The organism is Marinagarivorans algicola (genome assembly GCF_001292705.1).
Lineage (GTDB): Bacteria > Pseudomonadota > Gammaproteobacteria > Pseudomonadales > Cellvibrionaceae > Marinagarivorans > Marinagarivorans algicola.
In genome coordinates this window covers 21,070-47,308 of sequence record NZ_LGAK01000010.1, presented here as the reverse complement: position 1 = coordinate 47,308, position 26,239 = coordinate 21,070, and the positions used below count along the sequence as shown (strand labels likewise).

Annotated in this window: 23 protein-coding genes and 3 tRNA genes; 6 read left to right on the top strand and 20 right to left on the bottom strand. The window is 42.3% G+C overall.

From position 1 onward, the window contains the following. Positions 1-111: 111 nt before the first annotated feature. From AC438_RS04225 to AC438_RS04175, 11 genes are all read right to left on the bottom strand, one after another. Positions 112-582: a Dps family protein gene (locus AC438_RS04225; RefSeq protein ID WP_053980024.1), complete on the bottom strand. Its 471-nt coding sequence runs from the start codon at positions 580-582 to the stop codon at positions 112-114. Positions 583-1,139: 557 nt separating this feature from the next. After that, positions 1,140-2,321 (bottom strand): ATP-binding response regulator, encoded by a 1,182-nt coding sequence (locus tag AC438_RS04220; protein ID WP_053980023.1) that lies wholly within the window; start codon positions 2,319-2,321, stop codon positions 1,140-1,142. 559 nt (positions 2,322-2,880) lie between these two features. Then, positions 2,881-3,969 (bottom strand): ATP-binding response regulator, encoded by a 1,089-nt coding sequence (locus AC438_RS04215; protein WP_053980022.1) that lies wholly within the window; start codon positions 3,967-3,969, stop codon positions 2,881-2,883. 5 nt (positions 3,970-3,974) lie between these two features. Continuing rightward, positions 3,975-4,346 (bottom strand): response regulator, encoded by a 372-nt coding sequence (locus AC438_RS04210; RefSeq protein ID WP_053980021.1) that lies wholly within the window; start codon positions 4,344-4,346, stop codon positions 3,975-3,977. Between the two features lie 4 nt (positions 4,347-4,350). Beyond that, positions 4,351-5,580: a CHASE domain-containing protein gene (locus AC438_RS04205; protein ID WP_053980020.1), complete on the bottom strand. Its 1,230-nt coding sequence runs from the start codon at positions 5,578-5,580 to the stop codon at positions 4,351-4,353. Continuing rightward, positions 5,580-7,673, bottom strand: coding sequence for a PAS domain-containing sensor histidine kinase (locus AC438_RS04200; protein WP_053980019.1), 2,094 nt, complete (start codon positions 7,671-7,673; stop codon positions 5,580-5,582). Before AC438_RS04200 ends, AC438_RS04205 begins: the two co-directional genes overlap by 1 nt. A gap of 58 nt (positions 7,674-7,731) precedes the next feature. Further along, positions 7,732-8,280, bottom strand: a complete 549-nt coding sequence (locus AC438_RS04195) for a hypothetical protein (RefSeq protein ID WP_053980018.1) — start codon at positions 8,278-8,280, stop codon at positions 7,732-7,734. Positions 8,281-8,288: 8 nt separating this feature from the next. Continuing rightward, a complete protein-coding gene (locus AC438_RS04190) occupies positions 8,289-10,295 on the bottom strand; it encodes a PAS domain-containing protein (RefSeq protein WP_053980017.1) in 2,007 nt (668 codons plus the stop codon). Between the two features lie 234 nt (positions 10,296-10,529). Further along, positions 10,530-11,804, bottom strand: coding sequence for a glutamate-1-semialdehyde 2,1-aminomutase (hemL, locus tag AC438_RS04185; RefSeq protein WP_053980016.1), 1,275 nt, complete (start codon positions 11,802-11,804; stop codon positions 10,530-10,532). A gap of 54 nt (positions 11,805-11,858) precedes the next feature. Continuing rightward, positions 11,859-12,464 carry a thiamine phosphate synthase gene (gene thiE / locus AC438_RS04180; protein WP_053980122.1) on the bottom strand — a complete coding sequence of 202 codons (606 nt, stop codon included), beginning with the start codon at positions 12,462-12,464 and terminating at the stop codon, positions 11,859-11,861. A gap of 87 nt (positions 12,465-12,551) precedes the next feature. After that, on the bottom strand, positions 12,552-13,349 hold the full coding sequence (locus tag AC438_RS04175) for a bifunctional hydroxymethylpyrimidine kinase/phosphomethylpyrimidine kinase (protein WP_053980015.1): 798 nt from the start codon (positions 13,347-13,349) through the stop codon (positions 12,552-12,554). A gap of 388 nt (positions 13,350-13,737) precedes the next feature. Here AC438_RS04175 and AC438_RS04170 point away from each other — a divergent pair, with 388 nt between their 5' ends. Continuing rightward, a complete protein-coding gene (locus AC438_RS04170) occupies positions 13,738-14,367 on the top strand; it encodes a DUF4136 domain-containing protein (RefSeq protein WP_053980014.1) in 630 nt (209 codons plus the stop codon). A gap of 156 nt (positions 14,368-14,523) precedes the next feature. On the opposite strand, the gene AC438_RS04165 is transcribed toward AC438_RS04170, so the two are convergent. The 4 genes from AC438_RS04165 to AC438_RS04150 all read right to left on the bottom strand — a co-directional run bounded on the left by AC438_RS04165 (position 14,524) and on the right by AC438_RS04150 (position 19,416). Continuing rightward, the gene (locus AC438_RS04165; protein ID WP_053980013.1) at positions 14,524-16,068 is read right to left on the bottom strand and encodes a S41 family peptidase; all 1,545 of its coding nucleotides are present in this window, start codon (positions 16,066-16,068) and stop codon (positions 14,524-14,526) included. Positions 16,069-16,319: 251 nt separating this feature from the next. Then, positions 16,320-16,811: a hypothetical protein gene (locus AC438_RS04160; protein WP_053980012.1), complete on the bottom strand. Its 492-nt coding sequence runs from the start codon at positions 16,809-16,811 to the stop codon at positions 16,320-16,322. Beyond that, the gene (locus tag AC438_RS04155; RefSeq protein ID WP_053980011.1) at positions 16,811-18,502 is read right to left on the bottom strand and encodes a S41 family peptidase; all 1,692 of its coding nucleotides are present in this window, start codon (positions 18,500-18,502) and stop codon (positions 16,811-16,813) included. The genes AC438_RS04160 and AC438_RS04155 overlap by 1 nt, the downstream gene beginning before the upstream one ends. Before the next feature lie 26 nt (positions 18,503-18,528). Beyond that, positions 18,529-19,416, bottom strand: coding sequence for a LysR family transcriptional regulator (locus AC438_RS04150; protein WP_053980010.1), 888 nt, complete (start codon positions 19,414-19,416; stop codon positions 18,529-18,531). A 736-nt stretch (positions 19,417-20,152) separates the two neighbouring features. Between AC438_RS04150 and AC438_RS04145 the strand changes: the two genes are divergently transcribed. Beyond that, a complete protein-coding gene (locus AC438_RS04145; RefSeq protein ID WP_238376317.1) occupies positions 20,153-20,434 on the top strand; it encodes a cold-shock protein in 282 nt (93 codons plus the stop codon). 89 nt (positions 20,435-20,523) lie between these two features. On the opposite strand, the gene AC438_RS04140 is transcribed toward AC438_RS04145, so the two are convergent. From AC438_RS04140 to folD, 3 genes are all read right to left on the bottom strand, one after another. Further along, positions 20,524-21,618 (bottom strand): class I SAM-dependent methyltransferase, encoded by a 1,095-nt coding sequence (locus tag AC438_RS04140; RefSeq protein ID WP_053980009.1) that lies wholly within the window; start codon positions 21,616-21,618, stop codon positions 20,524-20,526. Positions 21,619-21,723: 105 nt separating this feature from the next. Further along, positions 21,724-22,419: a 16S rRNA pseudouridine(516) synthase gene (locus AC438_RS04135; protein ID WP_238376316.1), complete on the bottom strand. Its 696-nt coding sequence runs from the start codon at positions 22,417-22,419 to the stop codon at positions 21,724-21,726. A gap of 116 nt (positions 22,420-22,535) precedes the next feature. Next, the gene (gene folD, locus AC438_RS04130) at positions 22,536-23,378 is read right to left on the bottom strand and encodes a bifunctional methylenetetrahydrofolate dehydrogenase/methenyltetrahydrofolate cyclohydrolase FolD (protein ID WP_053980007.1); all 843 of its coding nucleotides are present in this window, start codon (positions 23,376-23,378) and stop codon (positions 22,536-22,538) included. A gap of 240 nt (positions 23,379-23,618) precedes the next feature. On the opposite strand from folD, the gene AC438_RS04125 reads away from it, so the two are divergent. The 3 genes from AC438_RS04125 (at position 23,619) to AC438_RS04115 (ending at position 23,921) form a co-directional block, all read left to right on the top strand. Continuing rightward, positions 23,619-23,695: transfer RNA gene (locus tag AC438_RS04125), tRNA-Pro, on the top strand. Between the two features lie 52 nt (positions 23,696-23,747). Continuing rightward, positions 23,748-23,824, top strand: a tRNA-Arg gene (locus AC438_RS04120). 21 nt (positions 23,825-23,845) lie between these two features. Continuing rightward, a tRNA-His gene (locus AC438_RS04115) sits at positions 23,846-23,921 on the top strand. Positions 23,922-24,127: 206 nt separating this feature from the next. Here the strand turns inward: AC438_RS04115 and AC438_RS04110 are convergent. Next, positions 24,128-24,418 (bottom strand): hypothetical protein, encoded by a 291-nt coding sequence (locus tag AC438_RS04110; protein ID WP_053980006.1) that lies wholly within the window; start codon positions 24,416-24,418, stop codon positions 24,128-24,130. A gap of 48 nt (positions 24,419-24,466) precedes the next feature. Next, a complete protein-coding gene (locus AC438_RS04105; RefSeq protein ID WP_238376315.1) occupies positions 24,467-24,976 on the bottom strand; it encodes a retropepsin-like aspartic protease family protein in 510 nt (169 codons plus the stop codon). Positions 24,977-25,127: 151 nt separating this feature from the next. Between AC438_RS04105 and AC438_RS04100 the strand changes: the two genes are divergently transcribed. Further along, a complete protein-coding gene (locus AC438_RS04100; RefSeq protein WP_238376314.1) occupies positions 25,128-26,015 on the top strand; it encodes a tetratricopeptide repeat protein in 888 nt (295 codons plus the stop codon). The last annotated feature ends 224 nt before the right edge of the window (positions 26,016-26,239 follow it).

Sequence of the window (26,239 nt, the reverse complement as noted above, 5' to 3'; positions counted from 1 at the left end):
CTGTTTTAGGGGCGCGATATAAACGCTCTCGAGCGCTGCTCCTGTACTGCCTGACCCTTGCTTTCCTTGCAGGGTCTGACACTTGGGTATCCAAAAATCATTCATCATATTTTAGCTACGTGTTGCTCGTAGCATCCAAGCCGTTTTTTCGTGAATGCGCATGCGGTCTGAAACCAGTGCTGCGGTGGACTCGTCATTAGCCTCTTGTGCTATTTTGAGTACGGTACGTGCTGTACGTACAACTTGCTCATGCCCTTGGGTGAGAATATCAACCATGTCAACAGCTTTTGGAATTTCATCGACTTCTTTAATGGCACTTAATTCGGAAAAAGCTTTGTAGGTGCCTGGTGCAATGATACCGAGTGTCCTAATGCGCTCGGCAATATCATCAACGGCGACTGCTAGTTCGGTATAGTGCTCTTCAAACATTAAGTGTAATTCACGAAATTGTGGCCCAGTGACATTCCAGTGAAAATTATGGGTTTGAAGGTACAGGGTGTAAGAGTCTGCTAATAAACGTTTAAGTCCATCGGCGATCGCTGTGCGATTGTCTTCATTAATACCAATATTAATTGTAGTCATTTTACTCTCCTGTTTGGGATGTATTGTGTTGCTGCGTTACAGCCGTAATTAAACAGATTGTTAATCTGTTTAACCAATTATAAAAGACTATTGGGTTGATAGTGATTAATTCAAGTGTTTACTGCCGTATAAATAATTTATAATTTTATTATTGAAGTAGTATTTTCAATATATTATTTAATTTACAAAAAAAATGTAATTTTTACAATTTTAATAGACATCAATATATTTTGAAAATATCAAAATTAATAATAGTTTTAACTTTTTATGGATGTTAAATAATATATTTTTAGTATTTATTTATTGACATTATTTTTTGTAATAATTACAAAAAATAATGTCAATATTACAAATTTTGTGTTGGTGAAATGACTGCCTATAATATGGGGCTGCCTATAATGTATAGCCGCATTAAATTAAGCTGCTTGATTGATGATAGATGGAGATGTTGTTGGGGAGAATTCGGTGCTATGCACTATTGAGTACTGGTGCTTACTCTTGTTATAAATGTCATAAATGCCAGTGTTGACGCTAGCTTTAATCAATTATTGCGAGTGCTATTCGTTATGCAATGTTGTCACTGCATCTTGGCTAATATCATCAATTGGGAATGTTATGCAAAAATCAGAGCCTTCACCAAGTATGCTGTCAACTGCAATGGTACCGCCATGCTGTTCAACAAGTGATTTTACAATAGATAACCCTAGCCCATGACTATCGACAACTTTAATTGTTTTATGATTAATGGTGTTGAAGGGATCGAATAATTTCTGTAGGTCATGCTTAGCAATGCCAATACCGCTATCACAAAAATGGATGCTGATAATTTTTTTGTTATTATTTTGAGTCTCTACAGTTGCGCTAATATTAATTGTGCCTTCATCAGTGTACTTGATAGCATTACTTATTAGATTATCAAAAATTTGCGTTAGTTTGTCAGAATTTGCTGTTAGCCAAACATTATTGATGGTGAAATTTTTATGTATTGTTAGGTTGTGCTCTTGTGCTTTAGGCAGGAAGTTATTGATGCTATCGTTAAGTGATTGTAAGATGTTAACGCGTTTTTTTTCGAAATGTGTCGATTCTGATTCTAATTTGCTTAAAGAAAGTACTTCTTCAACTAAATGTTGTAGAAGTTGGCAATTTTTCTCGATGGTGTCAAAGCATGTCTCTATGCGCTCTGCGTGTTTACCATCTTTAATAAGATTTTTAGCGATTTTGTTATAACTGACAATTGTGGATATTGGGCTTTTAATATCATGAATTAAACTAGCCAGTGATTGTCCCTTTAATAATTGTGTACGCTGATTATTTTTGGAAAGCTGATGGCGATTAAGGGCGAAACGAATAGAGTGTTCCAATTGCCGTGTGCTGAGTGAATTTTTATCCCAAAAATCATATATGCCATATTTTAATAATTGATTTTCCTTTCTTTTTGTTGGTAGGCTAGTCGCCACGATTACAGGTACGTCTCTATTAGACTGCTCTAGGGCTTTTAAAATATCCTCTGCAGTGTGCCCTATGAGGTGATAGTCTAATATGATTAAGTCGATAATGTTATTGCTTTGAGTAAAATATTTTTTAGCGTCATCTAGATTCTTAATGCTAGATACTATGTATTCAGCATCGATACCACGACTGAGGATATATGATAAAGTACTAATATCTGTATCGGAATCGTCAATGATTAATACATGATGATTTTCACGTAAGTGAATAACACTGCTGGTATTCTTCATTGTAACTCCTAGATAATCGCTGATAGATACGGTTTGTATTTATAGTGATAAAAAAATAAGATAAATAATTTTAGTATCTGAATTTATATGCATTAAATATAGTGTTAATTTTATATTTTTTTGAATATAGTCTAGCCCGTTAATGTGTTTTGACTTATTGTGCCATTACTGTATTTTTATGCACTTATTGCTGTGCTTGTGACTACGATTTTGATAGCTTTATGTTACCTAAATAAATTGATACAACCCTTTTGCTTTAGTAAACTAATAGGTTAATTTATTTTACGCAAGTAAAAAATAAAACTTACGGCTATTTGATCTAGTAGTTACTTTTATTTGCGTTTTAAGCTATTAAAATTTCTGCTAACTATTCACCCGAGATACCGAAATTGGGCGCTAATTAATCATATCACTCAAGTCATCCATAGACGCTTAAATTCCCAGAAAAACCCTATTAGAACCCTTATTAGGTGATTTTTTAGTTTGGCTGAATAGCTACGATGTCTTTTTATCTATGATTATGTTGTGATAATCTTCTTTATGTCTTTTTAGGTTTCTCCTATGACAAGTTGTTTACGCTGTTTTGTAAACGGCTATAAGGAAGTTTTATTTTAAAGCAGCTGCCCCCTAATATAGAAGGTTCAACGCTAATGCTCCCGTGAAGATGCTTAATAACTCTGTGCACCAAACTCAACCCTAGGCCGCTACCTTGCGCCTCTAGAGTGTTTTCTAGTCGTTTAAACGGCAAGAAAATATCTTTTGCTTTACTTTTTGGAATACCAATACCGTTATCATCAATATGAATAAAAGCAGAGTTTTTATATTCATCTATTTTATATGAAAACGAAATTTTAGGCGGATTAGTCGAATATTTAATAGAATTTTCGATCATATTTTTAAAGGTCAGCTCTAGTTGCGCTGGGTTGCCCTTAATAATCGGTAGTTGACACTGCACTAGTTCAATTTTGTCTTTGTATTCGATCATTATTTTTTTTATTAAATCAGCGAGATTAACAAAGGGTTCTTCTATGAAGTGGTTTTCTGCATTCATATATTCATAGAGATCATGTGTTAAGCGCTGTACATCGCTCGCACTTGTTTCAATATAGCCAAGCCATTGAGTTTCTTGGGGTGTTAATGTGTAATGATTATTGAGGCTATCGGTTAAAAAGTGCGTGCACTGCTTTATTCTGCGTAATGCGCTATTAAAATCATGAGAGAGGCTGTGGCAAAAAGCTTCGTAGTCAGTTGTTTTATCAACAAGTGCTTGTTCCATGGCTTTGCGCTCAATAGCAAAGCTGCATTGTTTTGATAGATATTCTGTATCAAGCTTATCTTTAGCGATATAATCTTGAATGCCTGCTTTAATAAGATCTATGGCAATCGCATCATTATTTATAGAGGTTAATACAATAATCGGTGCACTAAAGGTGGTTTTACTGAGTGTATCGATAGTGTTTTGCAGTGGGGAATCCGGTAGCTTTAGGTCGCACAGGCAAAGCTCAAAAACATGATTTTCTAGCTTATCTAGACCATCGATAAAGCTGGTGGTGGTAGTGACTGTAATACCTTTAGGGTAAGCTTCATTCAAAATATCGATGATGATTTCGGTGTGGTCAATGTTATCTTCAATGAGGAGTATATTCATAGCGATTAAGGCTCTTTTAAATACGGTTTTAAATCATCAAAGGTTAAAGGTTTGCTGATAAAGCCATTGGCGCCAGCAAAATGTGCGGTATTAATATCTGAGCGAATACTCGATGTTGTGATGATGAGTATAGTGGTATTTTGGTAGGCGGGTATTTGACGAATACGTTTTAATGTATCCAAGCCGTTTAGTTTTGGCATTTTAATGTCGAGTAAAATAATATCGCTATGATTGGGGTGTGTAGGAAGCCCGTCAATAAGCGATAAGCCATTGCTGTAATGACTGAGTTTGTAATCGATATGGCTATCATCTAACATATCGTCTATAAGCTCGGCATGGTCGGGGTTGTCTTCAGCAAGATAAAATTGTCTGGACATAGGTTTACCCCTGCTGGTTGAGTTTGAGCTCACTGATTCTAAGTTCACGTTCTTGCAGCCATTCTTCCAAGACTAAAATCTGCTTATTTAGAGATATATTCTCTTGATTTAATGCAATATTAGCATTTTTACTTTCGCGTAATTCACTGACTAAATTATTATGATGTGTTTTAATTAATTCTTTGTTTTTATTTTTTTGATTGCGGTATTTTAAAAGTACAAAAAATAATAAAAAGTCAATTATTAGGCTGATAGATAGGAGTCCAAAGCTTTCTTTACGCAAGTTTTGGTAAGGCCGAAATAGGGGTTGGGTTGTTTCTAATTGCCAGGTGCGTCCGAGTATATTGAGTTGTGTGCTTTGTTTATCAAGTGCTGTAGATGTATGCCAAGGTGAATAGTTAAATAATGCATTGTCTGATGCCATTTGAGTTGATGGCGAGTGAGTGATATCTGTCAGTTTTACACCTATTGACTCTATCATATGATTGATAATTGGCGTCATAAAATCGTTTATTCTAAAAGGGGCGTATACCCAGCCTTTAATGTGTTCTATATTTTTTTCTGATGAAAATACTTCGTTATGATACTGTCGTATGCTTATATTTTTTTGATATAGTGGTATGTATATTAAAAACCCTTTTTGTAAATCATTATTCGTTTCTTGTACAAGAGTAATACTGCCGCTAGCTGAGGCCTTGCCTGTCTTAATGGCGCGCTTCATTGCCTTTTGTCTCACGGGATTGGACCACATGTCGTAACCAAAAGCTCTTTGGTTACGCCAGTCGAATGGCTCTATATAAATAATACTGCTATATTGCTCTCGCTGACCTTTTGGATAAATATGGTAATTTTTAAAACCTTGGGCTCGAATGAATTTTTCATGCTGGGCCACTTCATCGGGTTGTAATGCGATAGCATAACCAAGCGCTTGAATACCCGGCCAATGTCGCTCAATAGACAGTGTTTGATTGAATGTTTGCCATTCATCTCGACTAACATGCTCACTGCTATTAAAAAGGGCCACACCAGCCCATAATACCTGCTCATAAATTTTAATCTTTTTTGTTATCTCAGTCGCTAGTTCTTGAGTTTGTAGTGCAAAAGCAGATTGGTATTGAGCTCTAGAAATAGCGATGCTAATGAAGTATGCATATATTGTTAAGCTGATGGATAGTATAAAAATAAAGTAAATCATACTATTGAATAACGTAGGCTTAATCCCTCGCATAGACATTATTGCTCTCCAAAATCGACCTGAGATGATGTGAGTGAAGTGCTTTTTGCTCGAGGAATAGATAGCGTAAAAGTCGCTCCATTATTAATTTTTGATTCTAGTGTAATACTGCCCTGATGTTTTTGTATAACAGATTTAACAATTGCTAACCCCACGCCATTACCGCTGATAGTTGTATCCCCGCGTTCAAAAATATCAAAAATACGATCTTGATATTCAGGCGCAATACCTAAGCCATTGTCTTTAATGCTAATGTAGATGTTATTATTGTCTTGTATAGCGGTAATATCTATTTCGGGGCTTTGTTTATCGGAGTACTTAGCCGCATTAATAATGATATTTTGTATGCATTGCATAATTAAGGCTCTATTAGCGAGCAGCTGTATATCTGGTGGGTTGACATGTGTTCTTATGAGGCAATGATTTAGTGATTCTTCGAGTGTTTCTAAGACGTCTCTAATCATTAAATCAATAGAAAAGTGGTTTGTTGCAAGAGGGCGGTTTACAATACGAGATATTTCCAGTAAATCAGTAATTAGCTCTTCCATAATATTTGCATTGGCAATAACACGATCAAGCTTACGCAATATTTTGGGGTTATCACTATTTTGCAGCATTTTTTTTATTGATTGGCTAAAAGCAGAAATGGTGACCAATGGCGCTTTAAGGTCGTGGGATACTGTATAAACAAATTGCTCCATTTCTTTATTTTTTTGAGAGAGTGATTTATTAAATATCTTGAGTTTATTTTGCGCCTCTATCCTTTCGCTAATATCGGTAACGGCACTAATAATAAAATGTTTACCTTCTATTTCTACTGGGGCTAGTCCTACTTCTACATAAATAGTGGTATTGTCTTTTCGTCTCGCTGTTAGTGCTTTGCTTGCTCCTATACGTTTTATTTTGGAGCTATGCAGGCAGTTATCGTGGAGGTTTTTATGATAGAATGTACTCGCTTCAGTAATTAAATCCTCTATTTTTAAACTAAGTAGTTCATATTTCTCATAAAAAAACGTTTTTTCGGCGTAATCATTGGCTTGTATAATATGACCGTTAATATCGCTCATTATAATTGTGTTAGGTGTCGCCTCGATCAAAAGTCTTAGTTGTTCGATCTCTTGTATTTTGCTTGATACATCTCTAATAATGACAGAGTAACCTTCTATTTCTTTTTGATAAAAAAGTCCCGTAATAGAAATATCTAAGTACTGTAATTGATTTTTTTTAGTGCTTATCCATTTTACTGTTTTAGTCGTATGTGGTTTATGAATTGTAATGTCAGTAATGGCATTTTTAATACTATTGCTATCTGATTCATCAAAAAGAATATGAAGAGGCTTGTCTAGCATGGTGGATTCTGGCTTTGAAAATAGCGCTTCGGCTTTAGGGTTCCAGCTGGAAATATTACTATCAGCGTTTAATCCAATGAGGCAATCATCAGAGTATTTGGCAACCAATGCTAGGCGCTGATCATTCACACGAGAAAAGTTTGATCGCTTTCTCTCGTCAGTTAAATCTTCAAGTATACTGCTCATTATTTTGTTTCTTTGAAGTATATTTATTTGTTTTTTTTCTAGTTTTTCATTTGTGCTTGTTATCTCTTTTAATAGTTTTTTATTCCTATTCTTACAAAATATTAAAAGGCTTAATGACCATAATAATATAAAAGCTATGAGTGATATTGTTATGAGTGATAATCGTTTATCATTATTTCTTGTGTCTTTTTTTATGCTTTCTAGAGTCGAATTTATTTTTTCAGTGATATTTATACGGGCTGATATTTTCCATTCTTTAATGGAATTTCCGTCGTCTTGATAGGTTGGCTTTAAGTGATTGAATTTCAAGTAATCGCTTTCTTGACTCCAGTTTTTGTATATACTTTGAAAGTAGTTTGAATCTGAAAATTCAGCTAGAGCATTATTTTTCGTGAAGTTGAAGTTGTCTAGATAGTCTCGCCATTCAATGAGTTTAAGATGCAGAAAGTAGCTTTCTTGTATATTCTTTTTATTGATGTAATAGCTATGGCTTAATGTGATAAGAATGATAGCTGTTAAAAGCGTAAGCAAGCTAGTTGTTGCCAATATTATTTTCATATCGAATACTTTTTTATAATTTTATTTTTAATTAATAGCTATTAATTTTTATCGATATCTATTGGTATTTTTCAGGTAATCCTTTGTCTTTTAATAAGCTATTTATTTCTTTTTTTAATTCGATTATTCGCAATTCCCTAGATTCTGCCGCGTTAAATACTTGCTCAACCTGATGATCTTTTTCTTTGTATTCGGAGTGAAGGGCTTTGAGTTTTTCGTTGGACTCATCAATAGTGATTAAATGCAGGAAATAATGGGTTTTAGCAGCAATGACAACAGCTGTTATGACTGAGATGATTGCTGTTAATCCTTTAATGTATGATTGAAGTTCATAGGCAGGATTCCAGATGATGTAAATATTAAAAAGATGGGTTAGGCCACATAGCACAATGAATGCTGCAAATAATATAGCAATACCAATACTGGGGGCGTGTGAGTGGCGCCAAGCAATAATAGCAATGCTTGTTGGGATTGATATGTATGCAAGTGCAGTTAAGGCGTCGGCCATAACATGAGTCCATAAAATATCGGGACGCCATAAGTAACAATGACCATGAGGCATAAAGCCATTTTGGTTGCCCAATAAAATCTTTAATGATTCGATCATAAGATAGCCTAGATATTATGGGTATGTTTTAGTGTTTTTAATTCTGTAATGTCGTAATTAACGCCTATTATAATGCTAGCGTTTTTTTTGGGATGTTCGTATTCAGCAAAAACTTTGATATAGCGAACGTCTCCATGGTTATTAATAATACGAAATTCAGTATCAAGTGTTTTATGTGTATTAATTGTTTGCTCTAATTTCTTGGTGATTATTTTTAGGTCATCGGGATGAATAGTATTTTTCCAGCATGTGAGTGTTCCTAAAAAGTCATTTTTGCAAAGACCATAAAGTGTATGCATTTGATCATCCCATTTTAGCTCACCATTATTGGTATTAAGCTGCCAAATACCTATTTTAGAAACTCTTGTAGCTAACTCAAGGCGATGTTTACTGTTAATCAAAGCCTGTTGTATGCGGTGAAGCTGTGTAATATCGGAGCGAATAGAAATATATTCAATAATACGATTGCTCTTATCTTTTAGCGCTGTAATCGTTGTATCTACCCAATAGAAGTGACCTGCTTTATGTTTATTGCATATTTCGCCTTTCCAAATACCTTTTTTTGCAACATCGTTAAAGAGTGATTGCCAGAATATTTGAGTATGCTGTCCTGAGCTTACTACACGATGATTTTTGCCTATTAGCTCGTCAATGCAATAGCCGCTAATTTTTGAAAATGCAGCGTTCGCATGTGTAATAACGCCGTTTGCATCTGTCATAGAGACAATAGCATGCTGATCGATAATATAATTTCTGGCTTTTAATTGCTCTAATGCTTTTTGGGTTTGCTCTGTGCTTTTGGTTAGTTCTTGAGTGCGCGCTATGACGAGATTTTCTAGCGTGCTGTGACTTTTTTTTAGAGAAAATAGTATTTTATTGTGAGACTTTATCCATACACTTGTTATTGTAATAACGAATAAGCACAATGTGCTAATGACAAAAATTATGAGATTTCTCAGCCAGTAATAGCTTTTAAGTGCTGTGGATTTTTCTTCTTCGGCAATTATGCCAATACCTAGGTCATCACTCCATTTAGCCACAGCGTAAACTGCTTTATTTAAATGATTAATATAGCTAACAGTACTGTAAAGCGTTATTTTTTGGTTGTTCTCGAGCATGGCATTGGCAATAGGAGTGAGCGACTCGCTTGCGTTATTTTGAGTGAGTGATGGTTTTTTATGAAATGGTGATACTTTTAGTGACAAGATGGCTTGCTCGTCTTTTTTGATGATGCCTAGAGAATAATAGTCGTCAATATTTTGGGGGTTACTGAGTAAATAGCCGTGACGATTTATGGAAAAAACACTGATCGCTGCACTATTAATATCGTGTAATTGTGAATATTGCTTGCCTGGTGCGATACGCTCACTTAATAATGCAATAGTATCGCCCTTGCTATTAATGATTGGTGCGACAAAAAATGCGCTGGGAGGCACTTTTTGATCTTTAATATTACGTTGCTGAGCCAGAGGAATATCAGATGGAATTGGAGCAATAAATTGCGGTGTTCCTTGTACTGCTCGATCAAATTGCTGCGTAAGATGCTTAAAAATAAGATTTTTGCTGCCAATGTTACTGTCTCGCATAGAAGCAATACTGGTGCCATCAAGTGCGATAATAAAAAAGCCAAAATTACCCAATAGCAGTTTTTGCTGATTGATAAAGTCTCTGAGTGCTTGTAGTGTTGGGTTGTGTAAGTTATGACCGTGATTGTAATGTGCTATTTGAATTTGGGCCAAATGCTGAAATTGAGGATGATTGGCAAGGCGTTGTAAGTTAGCTGTTTTTTGGTTTTTCCAAAACGTTAAGCTTTGCAGTGTTTTGTCGACAGTGAGTGTTAGTATGTGTTCAATATTATTGTGTTGAACTTTTTTTACTTTGCCAATAGTGGCGGCGCCAAGAATTAAAGCTAAAGACACCAATGCCGAGGCAAAAATGAGAGCGGCGGTACTGATTTCATGTTGGTTCGAGTGCGCAGCGTGATGGTTCATAGCGTTATTTTTTATCAAAGACATGTGTAGCTTAGTTGATGAGTCACTATTGAGCTAGCTGAGCAATTACGCTTGGCGCAACATGGATATGCGGGCGGTGAGAGGCAAGGCGCAATGACATTGTTTTGAATAGAGACAAAAAAGCCCGCATAGAGCGGGCTTTTTTTGAGTGGGCTTGAGGGTGAATGCACTACATTATTCGCCTTGGCTTATATAGCGCTCCGCCAGTATACTTAAAGAGTGGTATGTACTGATGGACTATTTAAGCGTTGCAAATACTTGACGAGCAATCTCTAAGGTTTCTTCAATATCAGCATCGGTGTGGGCGGTACTCATAAAGGCGGCTTCGTAAGAGGCTGGAGCTAAGTTTACGCCGCCTTCGAGCATGCCGTGGAAGAATTTATTAAAACGGTCATTATCACAGGCCATCACTTGCGCATAGTTAGAGACCTTTTTCTCACTAGTAAAAAAACCGCCCCACATGCTACCGATATAATTAACGGTGAAAGGAATGCCTGCTTCATCAGCTATCGCTTGCATACCTTCAGCAATTTTTTTGGTTTTTGCAAATAATTGCTCATAAAACCCTTCTTGCTGTACTAGCTGCATCATAGCAAGGCCCGCGGCCATCGATACAGGGTTGCCCGATAAGGTACCGGCTTGGTAAACGGGGCCAAGGGGGGCAATGTAATCCATAATTTCGGCTTTACCGCCAAAGGCACCCACAGGCATGCCGCCACCAATGACTTTACCTAAGCAAGTGAGGTCGGGCGTAATGCCGGTAAAGCCCTGCACGCCCCCGGTACCAAATCTAAAGCCTGTCATGACTTCATCAAAAATAAGGACAGCGCCATATTCGGTACACACCTCGCGTAGGGTTTCTAAAAAGCCTGGCTCTGGCGGTATGCAGTTCATATTACCTGCTACCGGCTCGACAATGATGCACGAAATATCGGTGCCGGCTTCTTCGAAGGCTTGGCGCACTTGCTCTGAATTGTTGTAGCTTAACGTTATAGTGTGGTCAGCAATACTGGCAGGCACACCCGGTGAGCTAGGAACGCCAAAAGTAAGCGCGCCAGACCCAGCCTTAACTAGCAGTGAGTCTGAGTGGCCGTGATAGCAGCCTTCAAACTTCACGATTTTATCGCGCCCAGTAAAGCCGCGCGCTAGTCGAATAGCGCTCATGGTGGCTTCGGTACCGGAGCTCACAAAGCGTACTTTTTCTAGGCTAGGAACAAGCTTAATCACCTCTTCGGCTAGGGTGGTTTCTATTTGTGTCGGTGCGCCAAAGCTAAGGCCGAGCTTGGCTTTTTCGATAACGGCATTTAAGACGTCGGGATGATTGTGGCCTGCAATCATGGGGCCCCAGCTTAATACGTAGTCGATATAGCGCTTGCCATCGGCATCAAATAAATAAGCGCCTTGTGCGCGCTCAATAAAAATAGGGTCGCCACCTACGGCTTTAAAGGCACGTACAGGCGAGTTAACGCCGCCAGGTATAACGGCTTTGGCTTGATCGAATAATTGGCTCATAAATACAGACTTATTATTGGGAGTGGAATGAAAAGTTGCGTGAATAGCAGGCTATTATGTGCTGATCGCTCGACAAAAGTCCCGCGCGCGGTTTTTGACATTGTCGCAAGCAAATAAACTGTGACACACAGCAATTGCTGAGGCACCAGCTTGTATAACACGTCGGCTATTGTCGGGCGTGATACCGCCGATGGCAATAACCGGTACGTTAAGATGGCGCGCTTGGTTTAGCAAAGTGAGTGGCGCCGCCTTGGCATCGGGCTTAGTGGCTGAGTTAAAAAAGCGCCCAAAGGCGACGTAGCTTGCACCGTCGCGTATAGCAGTATTAGCTAGGCTTAGCTGGTCGTGGCAAGTCACGCCAATTGTAGCGTGAGCCCCCAAGCACTGACGGGCTTGTTGTACGCTACCATCGCCTTGGCCTAAGTGTAAGCCGTGGGCTTGGCTCGCTATAGCGAGCTGTAGATCATCGTTAATAATGAGTTTGGCATTATATTGTTCGCATAAGCTTTTTAGGGCGCATGCTTGTGTGAGGCGCAGTGGTTGATTAGTGGATTTGTCGCGGTATTGCAGCCACTGACAGCCGCCTTGTAATGCGGCTTGAGCTTTGGTGAGCATAAGCTCACCGGGCATAAGCGTACTATCGGTAATGGCGTAAAGCATGATTGAGCGGTTCGGCAGTAAAAAGTGAGTTAACTCAATTGAGGTGCTTTTGGCTGAAAACAACTCTTGAGGGGGAGTTAAGGCTATTTAAGCATTATTTTTTGCCCAAAATAAACGATTAGGAATTGGGCTGTCAAAGCCAATACGTCTAGCGTTTGTCGCGGCCTGACTTGTGAATTTTAACCCTTCTTGGGTCGCAGTGGCTATTGAGCTGTCGTGTGCAACATAGGTTGTGATAGCGGCACCAAGGATATCCTCAATGGCGGAAGATTGTGGTTGGCAGCCGTCAGCTTGCCATGGATAAGTCATCAATATGGTGTCTTCATTGTACAAGGTGTAGTCAAATCGACGTACAGATGGCGTGCATTGGTAGGTAAGTAAGTTTTCACAATTGTTGGCGAAAAGGCGATGAATATACTCTTCGCTGACAGGTGCATTAGAGGTTAAAGGTGCCGTATCGGCATCATTACAAATGAGGAGCTTACATTGTGGAATAAGCAGTTCTGCGCAGGCGTTAGGGTAATTGCTCTGAACTTGAGAATCGTTGGACCATAAATGCAATAGTGTGTTTAAGACAACAGGAATATCGGGGTAGTCTTGTAGTATAGAGTGTATAGCCTCAAGGTTAGTCACCGAGCCGGCATAGCCTACATAAATGGCGGCAATAGGCATGTCTTCTAATACTGAGCGGGCCTGCTGAATTAATAGGTTGCTCTCTACTGCGATGATAGTTGGCTGAGTGCTGCTATCGGCGCACAATGCGGTTGCTATGCTTGCGCAGTGGCCGCCAAGGCTGGCGACGACTTCGGCAATAGCCTGAATACCGGCGCGGCCGGCAGGATCTAGCGGCGCAAAGCACAATATGACAGGTGGCGTAGCTTCCATCGTGGTTCCTTCAATTGCTTAGGGGGCTAGGTTTTACAATATTGGTACTTCATTATAAACAGTCATTTAAGGGTATTGCTGCCGTGCAGGGTTCAAGGCTTAATGCTGGCAATAAGCTGTCAGCCCAGTTTAGCTATTACTTAGTGAACTATTACCTAGTGAGCTATTACCATAGTGAACTATGGCTATAAAAGTAACAATTATCAATGACCTAGGCTGAGTGCTTAGCTTAGCTGCTTTGTGTGTCATTGGTAGGGTTTTTTGGGCGTTATCTCATGAATTGCGTGAGTAATAGCGCCAGTGGTAAAGTTTTGCAATCCAGTTAGAATCAATGAATATAATAGTGGTGAATGCCCACTCTAATTTTGAATGACGTACGGAGTAGATTATGTTGATAAGTATTAAGCAAATAACGAATAAAACTGTGAAAGCAGTAGCCGCTAAAGTTGCTGTGGTGAGTGTGTTGTTGGTGGGTGCGTGTATTTTAGTAGGGTGCGCGACAGGGCCCAGAATACACGCTGTGTATGAGCAGGGTATTAATTTTAATGATTATAAAACCTATGCATTTGTCGATGAGCTAGCTCCTAAAGGAGAGCAAGGCTATCGCACTTTAACGAATAAATATTTACATAATGCCATTCGTAAAGAACTCAATAGCCGAGGTTTAACAGAGGCTCAAAATGCTGATTTACTGATTAATTTTAATGTCAGTACCAAAGAGAAGGTCACCTCAACCACATCGCCTACTCCGCTTAGTGGTTACTATAACTTTCGTGGCGGCTACAGCTATGGTATGGGATATGGTACCGAAACACGCGTCAGCCAATACACCGAAGGCACGTTGAATATTGATGTGGTTGACGCCGCGCAAAAGCAATTAATTTGGGAGGGTGTGGCCATCGGTAAGCTTAAAGAGCCTAAAGAAAATCAATTGCGCAATGACATTTTTAGTGTGGTTCAGCAAATTTTTATTCAGTACCCCGTGGCAGGTCCCACGCTTGCGAAACCTGCTTTATAGGGAGCCGTGGCTTGTGATTTTTGACTGGCCTTGTTATAGCTAACAACTGTTGCTGTCGTTTTGTTGTTAAGATTAACGGGCGCAACTTTGAAGAGCGATCGATCAAAAAGCACACGGTTGTCAGTGCGCTTTTTGGTTTATTTTAATAGTGGTAGTTTATTCATCGCGCATGACGGTGCTCGATAAAGGTGCAATTAGGCGACCCTCAACGTGCAACGGCTGATGATGTATTGACTGAATATAACTCGCTGCTGTTGGGGGGCATTGGTTATTAGCGCGATGAAATAAAGCGGTTTGTAGCATGGCTTCGTTTTTATCGCCTAGGGCTCGCGTTAAATCATCACCGACCGTGCAGCCATTAATTTTATTATTTAAGGGGTTGTCAGTGCCATCATCAACCGGCGAAAAACCATCGGTATAATCGCCAAAGCCTTGCGCGTTAACAGTTTCAAAAATAACACTAAAATAGCGCCTGCCGCAGTTACTAATGGCATTAAAGCCATGGGGCTTACCACAGGTTGTGCTGCCGATTTGTATGACCTCTATGCCTAAGCCGCGCAGCCCATTAATAAACCCTTCACTGGCTGAGCAGGTATTGCCCGTAGTGAGTACGTAAACACGGTTTAGGTTAACGCTGGTTAACGGTTGTGGGCTGTTTTTGCCATTGCGGGTATTTTTAATAAAGCGATAGGTTTTAGTGCTGTTATTACGTTTATCGTTGTATTGCAAGACGGTAAAAGCTGCTTGGTCATCGCCTTGGTTGCCGGCAACTAAAAACCCGAGTTGTGCGCCAATGTAGACAAACCCCCCTTGGTTATAACGCAAGTCAATCACTAGGTCGTCAATGGTGTTACTAGCAAAAAAATCAAAGGCCTCTTTGAGCTGGTCTTCTGCGGTGTAAGTATTAAACGTATTAAAGGCGAGGTAGCCAACATCACCCGTCGTCGTTGTAATAATACTGCGGCTGTAGACGGCCGATACTGCAACGTTTTGCGCAGTGAGCGTGGCGGGATAATCATCACCTGCCTGTGTAACAAACATAAATGCGGCTGTGGTGCCTAACGGCGGTGTGTCAGCTACTGTTTTAATCACCTCTGCCTGTGCTGCCGAGGCGCTATCAATTGCAACGCCATCCACATGGCTTAACCACATGCCTCGTTGAATGCCTGCTTGACTGGCAGGGGTGTTGGGCTCAACCCAAGCCACGTATCGCGTGCCATTAACGTACTTCCAGCGAACGCCGTACCCGCCCTGCTCACCGGTGTAGGTGAGTTGGTCACCAATGACCTCATCTTCTGAATAGTGAAAGCGGTCTTTGATATTACCGTTAGCGGTTAACGCTTTAGTTTTAAGCTTGTTAAAGTAGTCGCCAGAATTATCGTAGCTATTAGGGTCTAGGTCGGGCAGCTCTTTGTACCAAAGGTATTTAGCATGGCTCCACGAGCGCAAAAAATGATTTTGGTGCGCTGTACTGCCTTGGCGATCTAAAAAGGCTTGGTGAGTATAAGGGTGCACACCTGTGCGCGGGTTTTCGCAGAAGTGACTGTACAGCCCAAAAGCTTCATAATTACCGGCCACCCAATCAACCTCGGGGGGCGTCGCATGACGATCATACCCACCACAGCCGCTCATCAGCAAAGCTATGACAGCCAGAGTCATTACGATGAGTGTGTTATTCCATAAACAAATCGATAAATGCATCCTTAAAAACCTTAGGGTTAAATGTAAGTGTTGATTGTAACGGAAGGCGCTGCTGAGTGAATATGAACCTACGTGAGATGCAGGCCGCTTCACATGCGTTGGGTCAATAGATAGATTGCGCCAATAATACCCAGTAAATAAGCCCCGACTTAAGGGGCTCACTCATATCGTCATTGCTGATCCATGTCGGTATCTTTGAATAATTACTATTGGACTATAATTTATCGCGCTATAACTTATTGGACTATAACTTATTGGGTTGTGGCGCGGCATTGAGATTCAGAGAGCTTTTTGAGGTCAGCCTTGTTGGCATAGTAAAGGTAGCAGTGATCAGCATGCGTTAATAGCTCAAATCGATAGGGCATGACATGCTCGATCATTAGGCCCTGAGGGGCACCTAATGATGGTGGGGTGTGGTGCCCGAGTATCACGCTCGATGTTTGAGTAAAAGCGTCGCTTGGCAGCTGGATATCTTTTTTTGCCATGCGCACCATAATGCGCACTAATTCGCCACGGACTTTTTCGCCTGATGCTATTAGTACTGCGGGTTGATAGCCGCTTGGTCTAGCGGAGTAAGTACCTGATGGCGCTGCATGAGTCGCCTCAAGCGGCTTAGTACTGCTAGGCGCAGTCGCTGTGCTTGGCGCGCTGCAGCCTATCGTAGTGCCTGCGGCACACCCAAAAATTGCCGCGACTACGGCAAGCATGGCGGTGTTTTTTGACGGTACTTTAATATGCAGCATTAGCGGGTTTCCCAGGGGGCTAAGCGCTGAATGCTATGCGACGGTGGTTGAGACAGTAAAGCTCCTCCCGCTGGCGTGCTAACAGGTGATGATAGCTTATAAGGTTGGGCCGCGTTGTTTAAGTTAGAGCCTTGCCTTGGGCAGCTACCGTTTTCGCGTAGGTATAAAGCAGTTTTTAGCATGCCTTCGTTTTTATCGCCTAGTGCTAAGGTGAGGTCATCCTCGACTGTACAGCCATTAATGCGGTTGCTTAAGGGGTCACCGTTGCTCGTGACGGGTGTAAAGCCATCTTCATATCCCCCAAAGCCTTGCCCGTTGACGATTTCAAAGTCGATACTAAAGTAGCGCGTACCGCAATTGGCTTGGCCCTGAAAGCCATGCGGTTTGCCGCAGGTTGTTGTGCCAATTTGAATCACTTCAACACCAATGCCACGTAAGCCATTCATAAAGCTTTCGCTGGCTGAGCAGGTGTCTTTTGTTGTGAGGACATAAACACGATTCAGGTTCAAAGCGTTGAGTGGGCGTATATTATTAGTGTCTGTTAGGGTGACACTAGTAAAATCATAGCTCTTGGTCTCATCGTCGCGTTTGTCATTGTATTGCAATCTACCAAACTCTTCATTTTTGGTTTGGCTGTCGCCTGCGACTAAATAAGCGAGCTGCGAGCTAATAAAAAGGTAGCCGCCGCCGTTGTAGCGCAGGTCTACAACGAGGTCATCGACATTTTGTGTATTTAAAAAGTCGAAGGCTTCTTTTAGCTGATCTTCGGCTGAAAAGATATTAAAAGTATGAAACGAAAGGTAGCCAACCTTACCAGAGCTTGTCTCGATGACCGAGCGGTTATAAACAGCTGATATATCAATGTCTTCGGGCTTAATTTGCTTGTTGGTTGTAACGCCGTTAAGGTCTTTTAATGTGAAGGTATAAGTTTTACCGAGCACAGGCGAAAACAAGGCCTCGTTCACCTCGGAGGTCTGTGCTTCGGTGATGTTTTCAACTTTAATCGTGTTGATGTGCGTGAGCTCCATGCCGCGCGTAACACCTGCGGCGACAGCGGGGGAGTTGGGTTCAATGTAGGTGACATAAATATAATTGCGTTTGAGCTCCTCGTTGGCATCAATTTTCCAATTAATACCATGGCTACCACGCTGACCGGTTTCTGATAGCTTGTCACCAACGAGTTCATCTTGGGCAAAGTGAAAGCGGTCTTTAGGCCTGTTGCCGGGCGTTTTTTCATTGGTTTTTAAAAGCTTAAAATAAGCGCTGGTTTCGGTGTAGTCGTTAGGGTCGAGATCGGGTAATTCTTCGTACCAAAAATAATTTTGGTGGCTCCACGAGCGCAAAAAATGGTTCTCTAGTGCTATCGAGCCTTGCTTGTCGGGATACTTTTCTTGCGTGATCGGGTTGGTACCTGTGCGTGGGTTTTGACAAAGGTTGGCGTAATAAGCTTGAGGCTGGTACACGCCTTTAGACCATGCACTATCGGATGATGACGAACCGGTACTTCCCGAGCCAGAAGGATTTTGCGGTGTGGGTGTGCTGGGGTTGGTTGCGCCGCCGCCTGGGCTCGTTATGTCGCCGCCAAAGCTTTTATCTGAACCGCCGCCGCTGCTACAGGCCTGTAAAAGCGTGCTGAGTGCTGTTATGGCAAGTCCTGCGCCCAGTCTTTTATAGGTATTTAGAATTATCATCTTTATTAGCACTTATATATTTAGTATTAGGTGATTTTAAAGGCCTTTGTTAAGGCATTGCAAGCGGCCTTTACAGCTGGGCCAGCATAATCTGGCGCCGCTTGCACCAAGTACAAAGGTATTGAGCGTATACCGCCGGCTTGCAAATTAAGTTGCACTAGCGAGTTATCGGCCAGTTGTTCGATAATTAAATGCTCGGGCAAAAAAGAAAACCCTAAACCGGCCTGCACGGCGTTAGTGCTGGTGGCAAAGTGGCTAAAAGTCCAGCGCTGCTCAGCCCCGAGCCAACCCACATTTTGCTCGCGCTTTGTGCCGCTATCGCTAATCACAATTTGGCGCTCACCTTTAAGGGCAGTTTCGCTGAGAGGGCCTTTGGCGCTGAGTTGGGCCAGTGTGTGGTTGGCAGCGGCAACAGGAATCATTTTGACGGTGGTTAACTCATCGCCAATAAATCCTGGCGGTACTCTTGCCATGATGCCCATTTGTACCTGCCCTGTAAGTAGTGCTTCATCGGTTCCTGATAAGGTTGCTTCGATAACTTTAACGCGCGTGCGAGGACACTCGTGTGAAAAGGCCCGTAAGCCTTGTAATAATGGGGCGCGAGGCGTGAGAGCATCGGCAACAATGGCAATATGGCTTTCTATGCCTTGCGCTAAATCCTTAGCCAGTACCTCCATGCAGTGTGCTTGTTTTAAAAGGGCGTCAGCATGGCGGTATAAAGTGTGGCCAGCGGGCGTGAGTGAGGCTTTACGACCTTGCTGTTCAAAAACGGGAGTAGGCAGTTGCTCGGCCATTTGCGTCATGGCATAGCTAATCCCCGATTGGCTTTTATTCATAACCTGTGCTGCCGAGGCAAAACTGCCTTCATCAACGATGGTTTTAAAAATGTGCCACTGCTCTAAGGTGATTTTCATGAAAGTGCTCTTTATGCCGGGTGGAGTCTTCGCGTTTTTACGTGCCTAATAATCAGTATTTGGCGCAGTTGTCAGGGCCATAATATCGTATCCATCATAATGCGAGTGCGTTGTAACTCTGGGGTGGTATGATGGGTATTATTGATCTACAGCGATATGCAGTAAAAGGCGCTATGATGTTAAATGTCTGTATCGTATATACCAATGATGTCAATATATCTATCTTTTGGCTTGTTTGATCACATAAATAAGGAAAAATTGAGAGTTTCTGCTAATTTAGGGTATGTAATTTATTTTAAGATCAGGTAGTATCGCGGTGTGGAGTTTGAGGTTGTTTGCGACTCTTTTAGGTACTCGTCTTTTGTGAGTGTTAGTGCGCGTTTCGTGCCCCGTATATTCTTTTTGAATGTTCTTAGTTAATGCAGGTATGAGTTTTCACTCAATACGCCTTCCCGTAATGCTGTATGGCTATCGATCGTATAAACGTAATAAAGACGATCAGCAGCCACATTGATCTTGGGTAGCGTTGATAGGTTTTGGTTTGTTTAAATTTTGAATGACTCTTGTCCTTTTGTGATGAAATATTTAATCGCGGCAGTGCGTTTGGTATGTGTGGCTCACTGGCCATCCGTCATAAAATAATATTGTTAAGCTTTCGTATATGGCTTAACGCGAGCCTTATCTCTTTTATATTGCGCCCCACGGGCGTGTTCACTTTGTTGTTTGTGAAGGTTGAATGATGCAATCTGTTGTAAAAAAATGGTTTAAAGATAAGAACTTTGGCTTTATTGAAAACGGCGCCGGCCCCGATATTCTTGTGCGCAAGCCAGATCTTGTTAACTGTGCTTTTTTGCGCGTAGGGGCTACGGTAGAGTTTGAGTGCCACCCTGATAAAAAAGGCCTAGTTGCAAAACAGGTTAAATTAAAGCGCGAGCAGCAAAATGATCGTCAAGGTGGGCAAGGTGGTTATGGCGGTAATCGTTCAAGTGGCGGCCATTACTTCGGTGTTATGACTTAATTACTTGCCTGTGTTATTGAGTCGAGTTAGTTTTTATGGCGGCATAATGGCATCTGTTATTTATGCTAACAGTTAGCTAATGTTAACTGTCATTGAGTGTTTGCGTTGGGCGTTAATAGCTCGTTGTTTGCCAGTAATACAACTTTAAACTGCTTATTGTTGCACAGTGTTTTCTGGTATTTAAATATCGATAGTGCTTTCTTTTCTATTGCGATAAAGCTGTTAACAACAAACAGTGCACAGCCATTTTTGGCTAGCAATTGACTGGCATTGCGTAAAAATTTATCGGTTAAATCACCGCTCACCTCAAACCCCTGGTGAAAAGGTGGGTTGCATAAAATAATATCAAAGGTGTCGGTGATACCCTTGCCTGCATCGGCTGCGATAACATTTATGTTGATATTGTTTTGCGCGGCGCCAGCCCTAATAGCGCTGAGTGCAGCAGCGTTATTGTCGGTGGCGGTGATATGTTGAAGGCCCCATTGATGCGCTGTCATGGCCAGTAAACCATAGCCGCAACCTAAATCCAGTGTGCGAGCTTGTGTGTGAATGCATGCATGTTGAGATAAAAATACCTGAGCGCTTTCTAGTAGTAATTGGCTGCCGTCGTCTATTTTTTCGTACCCAAAAACGCCTGGTTTACTCACCAGTTGCTTGCCTGCGTATTCACCAATAGTGCGCAATTGCGTGTAGTGGCTGCTATCGAGCAGTTCGGTGTGTGCGGCGGCTTTAGGATGGCTTAGGCTGCAAATATGAGAGTCTTTTTGTTTTTTTAGTTTGCTGCTGTGATTAAATAAAGTAGCCGCTTTTTGCGCATAGGTTTTTATGCCTTCATTTTTATAACCGGCAAGATGTAGCTGACCATGGAGACTTAGCGTGTTAACAGCTTGGTTGATCGCGTGGTGAGTAACGGCTTTTTCTTTACTGATACGCATGAAAACAGCATCGGTAGCGACTGGACATGCAGCAGTAAAATCAACATCATTAAAAACACTTTTTAGCCCTAGCGTCTGTGCTTGTTGGTAGATATCAAAGCGGTTAGTCAAGACAGTAAGATTGTGCATATAGGGAGTGAGTGCGCCGAGTGCGCTGTAGCTATTTTCATCGGCAAACCACAGTGTGTTGGCCTCGGCAGGCGTCATTTGTAATTGCTGCAATAGCTGGCTAATAGCGATGTCTTGCATGGTGCTCTCTAAAGTAAAATGGGCTTTAAGTAGGCGGGATTTAACGACTTGGTGTTAGTTGGGCCAGTATTAAGGGGCCGGTTGATAGGTGCAGACCTGAAAGCGCTAAAAGCCGTTGACTTCTTCGGCGGTGAGGGTGCGGTATTCGCAGGGAGCCAGATTATCATCGAGTGTAATATCTGCGATGCGGACGCGATGCAGCTCGACGACTTTATTGCCCACAGCAGCAAACATGCGCTTTACCTGATGGTATCGGCCTTCAGTAATTTCGAGTTCGGCGCAGTGGCTGCCGGTAATGATCAGTTTAGCCGGTTTGGTGGGTTTGCTGTCGCCACGGAGCTCTAGGCCCTGTTCAAATAAGGCCACACTATCACTGGCAATAGGATTGGCGGTTGTTACGAGGTAGCGCTTGCCTAGTTTTTTGTTGGGTGAGGTAACGGTATGATTCCAGAGGCCATCGCTGGTTATCAGTACCAAGCCGGTTGTATCTATATCGAGCCGGCCTGCAACTTGTAGTTGGCCTTGTAGGTTGGGGTGAAAGTCGCGCTCGTTGAGTAAATCAAATACGGTTGGGTGGTCGGCGTCAGTATTGGCGCACACGTAGCCCTTGGGTTTATGTAGCATTAAATACAGTGGCTTTGCGGTAAATAGTGCGGTGCTGTTCAAGGTGACGCCGCCATTTTGCTGAGCATCACTGAGTTGAGTGGCTGTGCGCTTGCACTGGATGCCATCTATTTGCACATTGCCGCGTCTCACTTCTAGGGTGGCTTGTTTACGCGAAAGGCCACTACTAGCGGCCACAAACTTATCTAGCCTCAAAAGCTAATACCTTTTTGTTATTCGTTATAACGAGGGGTTGCATATTAAAGGGGCGCGGTGTGTTGCGCAGCCCCTTTAGTGTAGGGTGTGGGGTGTGTTTAGCCGAGTGCCTTTTCACCGGCATCGACAGTTTGGTAAATGAGTGTATTGATGGTCATCGGGCCTACGCCGCCAGGCACGGGCGTGTAAGCGGCTACGCGCTCGGTCAATGGCGCCAGCTCAATATCGCCAACGCCGCCAGGGTGGTAGCCGGCATCAACAACAACCGCACCGTCTTTAATCCATTCGGCTTTAATAAATTCAGGTTTGCCTACGGCGCCTACGATAATATCGGCCTGCTTAATATGGGCTTCTAGGTTTTGTGTGCGTGAATGGCAAATGGTAACGGTAGCATTGGCGTTCAATAGCATAAGGGCCATTGGTTTGCCCAAAATAGGGCTGCGACCTACAACAACAGCATGCTTGCCCGCAAGTGGAATATCAAAACCTTCGAGTAGGCGCATAATGCCTTTGGGTGTTGCAGAGCCATAAGCCTCTTCTCCCATACTCATGCGGCCAAAGCCTAAGCAGGTAACGCCGTCGACATCTTTTTTGAGGCTGATGGCATCAAAACAAGCGCGCTCGTCAATTTGCGCAGGTACTGGGTGTTGCAGCAAAATGCCGTGTACATCAGCGTTGTTATTTAACTCATCAATTTTAGCGAGTAGCTCTTCGGTGGTCGTGGTGTCAGGCATTTCAACACGAATAGAGCCCATGCCAATACGCTCGCACGCATTCCCTTTCATTTTTACATACGTCGCAGAGGCGGGATCATCGCCCACTAAAATCGTGGCTAATATAGGTGTACTGCCGCCTTTTTCTTTGAGCGCCTGTACGCGCTGGCTGAGTTCGAGTTCGGTTTTTTTTGCGAGGGCTTTGCCGTCTAATACAAGCGCTGTCATTACAAGGTCCTTGAGTCTAAAAGTGAAATTGAATATACGGGCTATTGTCACACATGCGCTGCCCTTCGCCAATCTATAGGGCCTTATCCAGTGCAATACAAAGCGTTCAATCAATGATCCGTTGAGGTGGCGCATAAATAATTATTAAAAAAATGAAAAATATCGTTGACGAGTATGAGGTGCATGAGTATGATGCGCACCTCTTTGAGACGAAGCACATTTAAAGCTTGTTTCAAATGTCGGAGTGTAGCGCAGCCTGGTAGCGCGTCTGCTTTGGGAGCAGAATGTCGGGGGTTCGAATCCCTCCACTCCGACCATCTTTTTCACCTGCCTTAGTGCTTGTACTTGTTTAGCTTGTATATGTAATAAGCGCCCGTAGCTCAGCCGGATAGAGCAACGGCCTTCTAAGCCGTGGGTCGCAGGTTCGAATCCTGCCGGGCGCGCCATATGCCGCCAGCAGAACAGTGGTGACTGTAGCTCAGTTGGTAGAGCCCTGGATTGTGATTCCGGTGGTCGCGGGTTCGAGCCCCGTCAGTCACCCCAATTTTTCTTATATCATCTAATTACTTTTAAAAATATAAAAGCAGCTATTACAGCGGCTGTTTTTTTGCGTCCATATTTTGACTGCACCTTACAATAAAAAAAAGCCCGCTATGTCTAGCGGGCTTTTTTTTGGGGCTGTAAATTTTTGACTGGTTAATTTGAGCGTGTAGTCGCTTATTTTGTAAGGTTAGAGAGGTGCGCCGCTTTTAATGGGCGTTATCCGGTGGCGGAAACATTGCGAAGTCATGGTAGGCAAAAACTCCGACGGTTATCAGGAGCAGCAAGGTACCGGTATACAGCATTTTCCCTGCATGCGAGGCCTTGCCCCAATGTAGCGCGCAGTATATGTGCGCCGGTATAACCGCCAGTATAGCGATACCAAAAATATAGCTTTTGTTGCCCAGTGCGGTGAGCAAGCTAAATAGCCAACCAATAAAAAACAAACTAGCGCCAATAGCGCCCAAAATAATGACAATAACTAAAACTTCACTGCTCATAAATATCACTTATTCGTTGAAAAGGTGTGGTGTGTTTTGGCGTGTGTATTATTGTGCGTATTGTCGCATGGTTAGCTCACCATTTTTATGAATCAGCTCAACATCTTTGAGTGCGCTCATGCCAAGTAATACTTCATCGCCTTGCATACCCATCGTAATGCTTGCGCGAACATTGTTAAATTGAATGTCGCCAAGGCTGAGTGTTGCGAGGGTAGTTGCGTAGGTGGTTGTGGTGCCGTTAGCGGTGTAGGCGGTACCTTGATAGCCGCGCTTAAGGCCAAGTTTTTCCGCAAGATTTGCACCGATCGAGACATTCGTTGCGCCGGTATCGACTAAAAAAGTGACTGACTTACCATTGATCAACCCATTAGCGACATAATGGTGCTGACTGTTACGGCGCAAAATAACCTCGGTTACTCCATTTTGGGTTTGGCTATCTGGGTTTTGGTTGGGGTTAGTTTTTCGGCTAATCAGTTGATTAAACAGCATGATTAAGCCCGCCAGTACTAGCACCCAGCTTAAATGGAGAAATATTTTGCCAATAGAATGACTGTTCACGGTACCGCCTTTGAGAATTTAAGGGTGATTATAAATCAAACGACTGTACTTGCTGCTTGATTTTTGCCTATTAGGGCGCATTAAATGGTGCATCTAACTCGTGCAACTTAGCCCGTGTAACTAAACTAGTGCAAAACTCTTGGAGACCCTTGTGGACTTACCGACCGATATAGCTGGCGATGCTGGCAGTGTAAATAGTATTGATATTACCTATGAAAACGCCAAGCCATACTTAATTGATGAGTCTGCGGTGCGCCCTGTGCTAGTGAGTTTTTGGGCTAGCTGGGACGAGCCAAGTCAGTTAATGCTGCCCATTTTAGAGCGTTTAGCTGTCGAGTATGATGGCGCTTTTTTATTGGCTAAAGTGAACGTCGAGCAGTTACAGCAGCTGGCCGAGCAATTTGGCGTGCAAAGTTTACCAACGATTATGGTGATGAACCAAGGGCAGCCTGTTGATGGTTTACAAGGCCCGCAAACCGAGCAAGCCATTACCGAGCTACTCAACAAGTGCTTACCGGCGCCCTGGCTGGCGGTAGTGGAGCAAGGGCTCGCGAATATAGAAGCCGAAAACTTTGCCGAAGGTATTGCTCAGCTACGCAGCGCCCATACCGATTCTAATCAAGATATACAAGTGACTTTTGCCTTGATTGGTGGCCTTATTAAGGCGCGCCGCCTAGAAGACGCTAGCGCATTATTGGCGGGTGTAAAAATGGTGGATCAAGGGCAAGAATATCATCATTTAACCGCACAGTTGGAGCTGGCACAAAATGCCGCTAAAGCCCCCGAAATTGAAGAGCTTGAAGCCAAGTATCAGGCCAGCCCCAACGATTTAGATGTTGTACAGGCACTGGCTGCGCAATATTCCCAGCACCATCATTACAAAGAAGCATTAGAGCTTTTATGGACTGTGCTCAATAAAGATTTAAACGCGAAAGAGGGTGAAATTAAGCGTATTTACATGGATGTGCTTTCGGTGGTGGGTAAAGGTGACCCACTGGCGATTACTTATTTGCAAAAGCTTTACGCAAAATTGTACTAACTGTTGTTAAGGGCTGGTGGCTGACAAGGCCACTGCCCCTTATTCGTATTGAGCCGCTATTGCGCCAATGGCTTACATTGGCGGTGATCTGCTCCCATTGACGCGCTGTTCTATCTATTGTCTTATCTGTTAAAGTTTTACCTGTTCCAAGTTTTACCTGCTCCAAGTTGTATTTGCAAAAAAGCTGTATTTGCAAAAAAATGTATTTGCAAAAAATTGCCTTT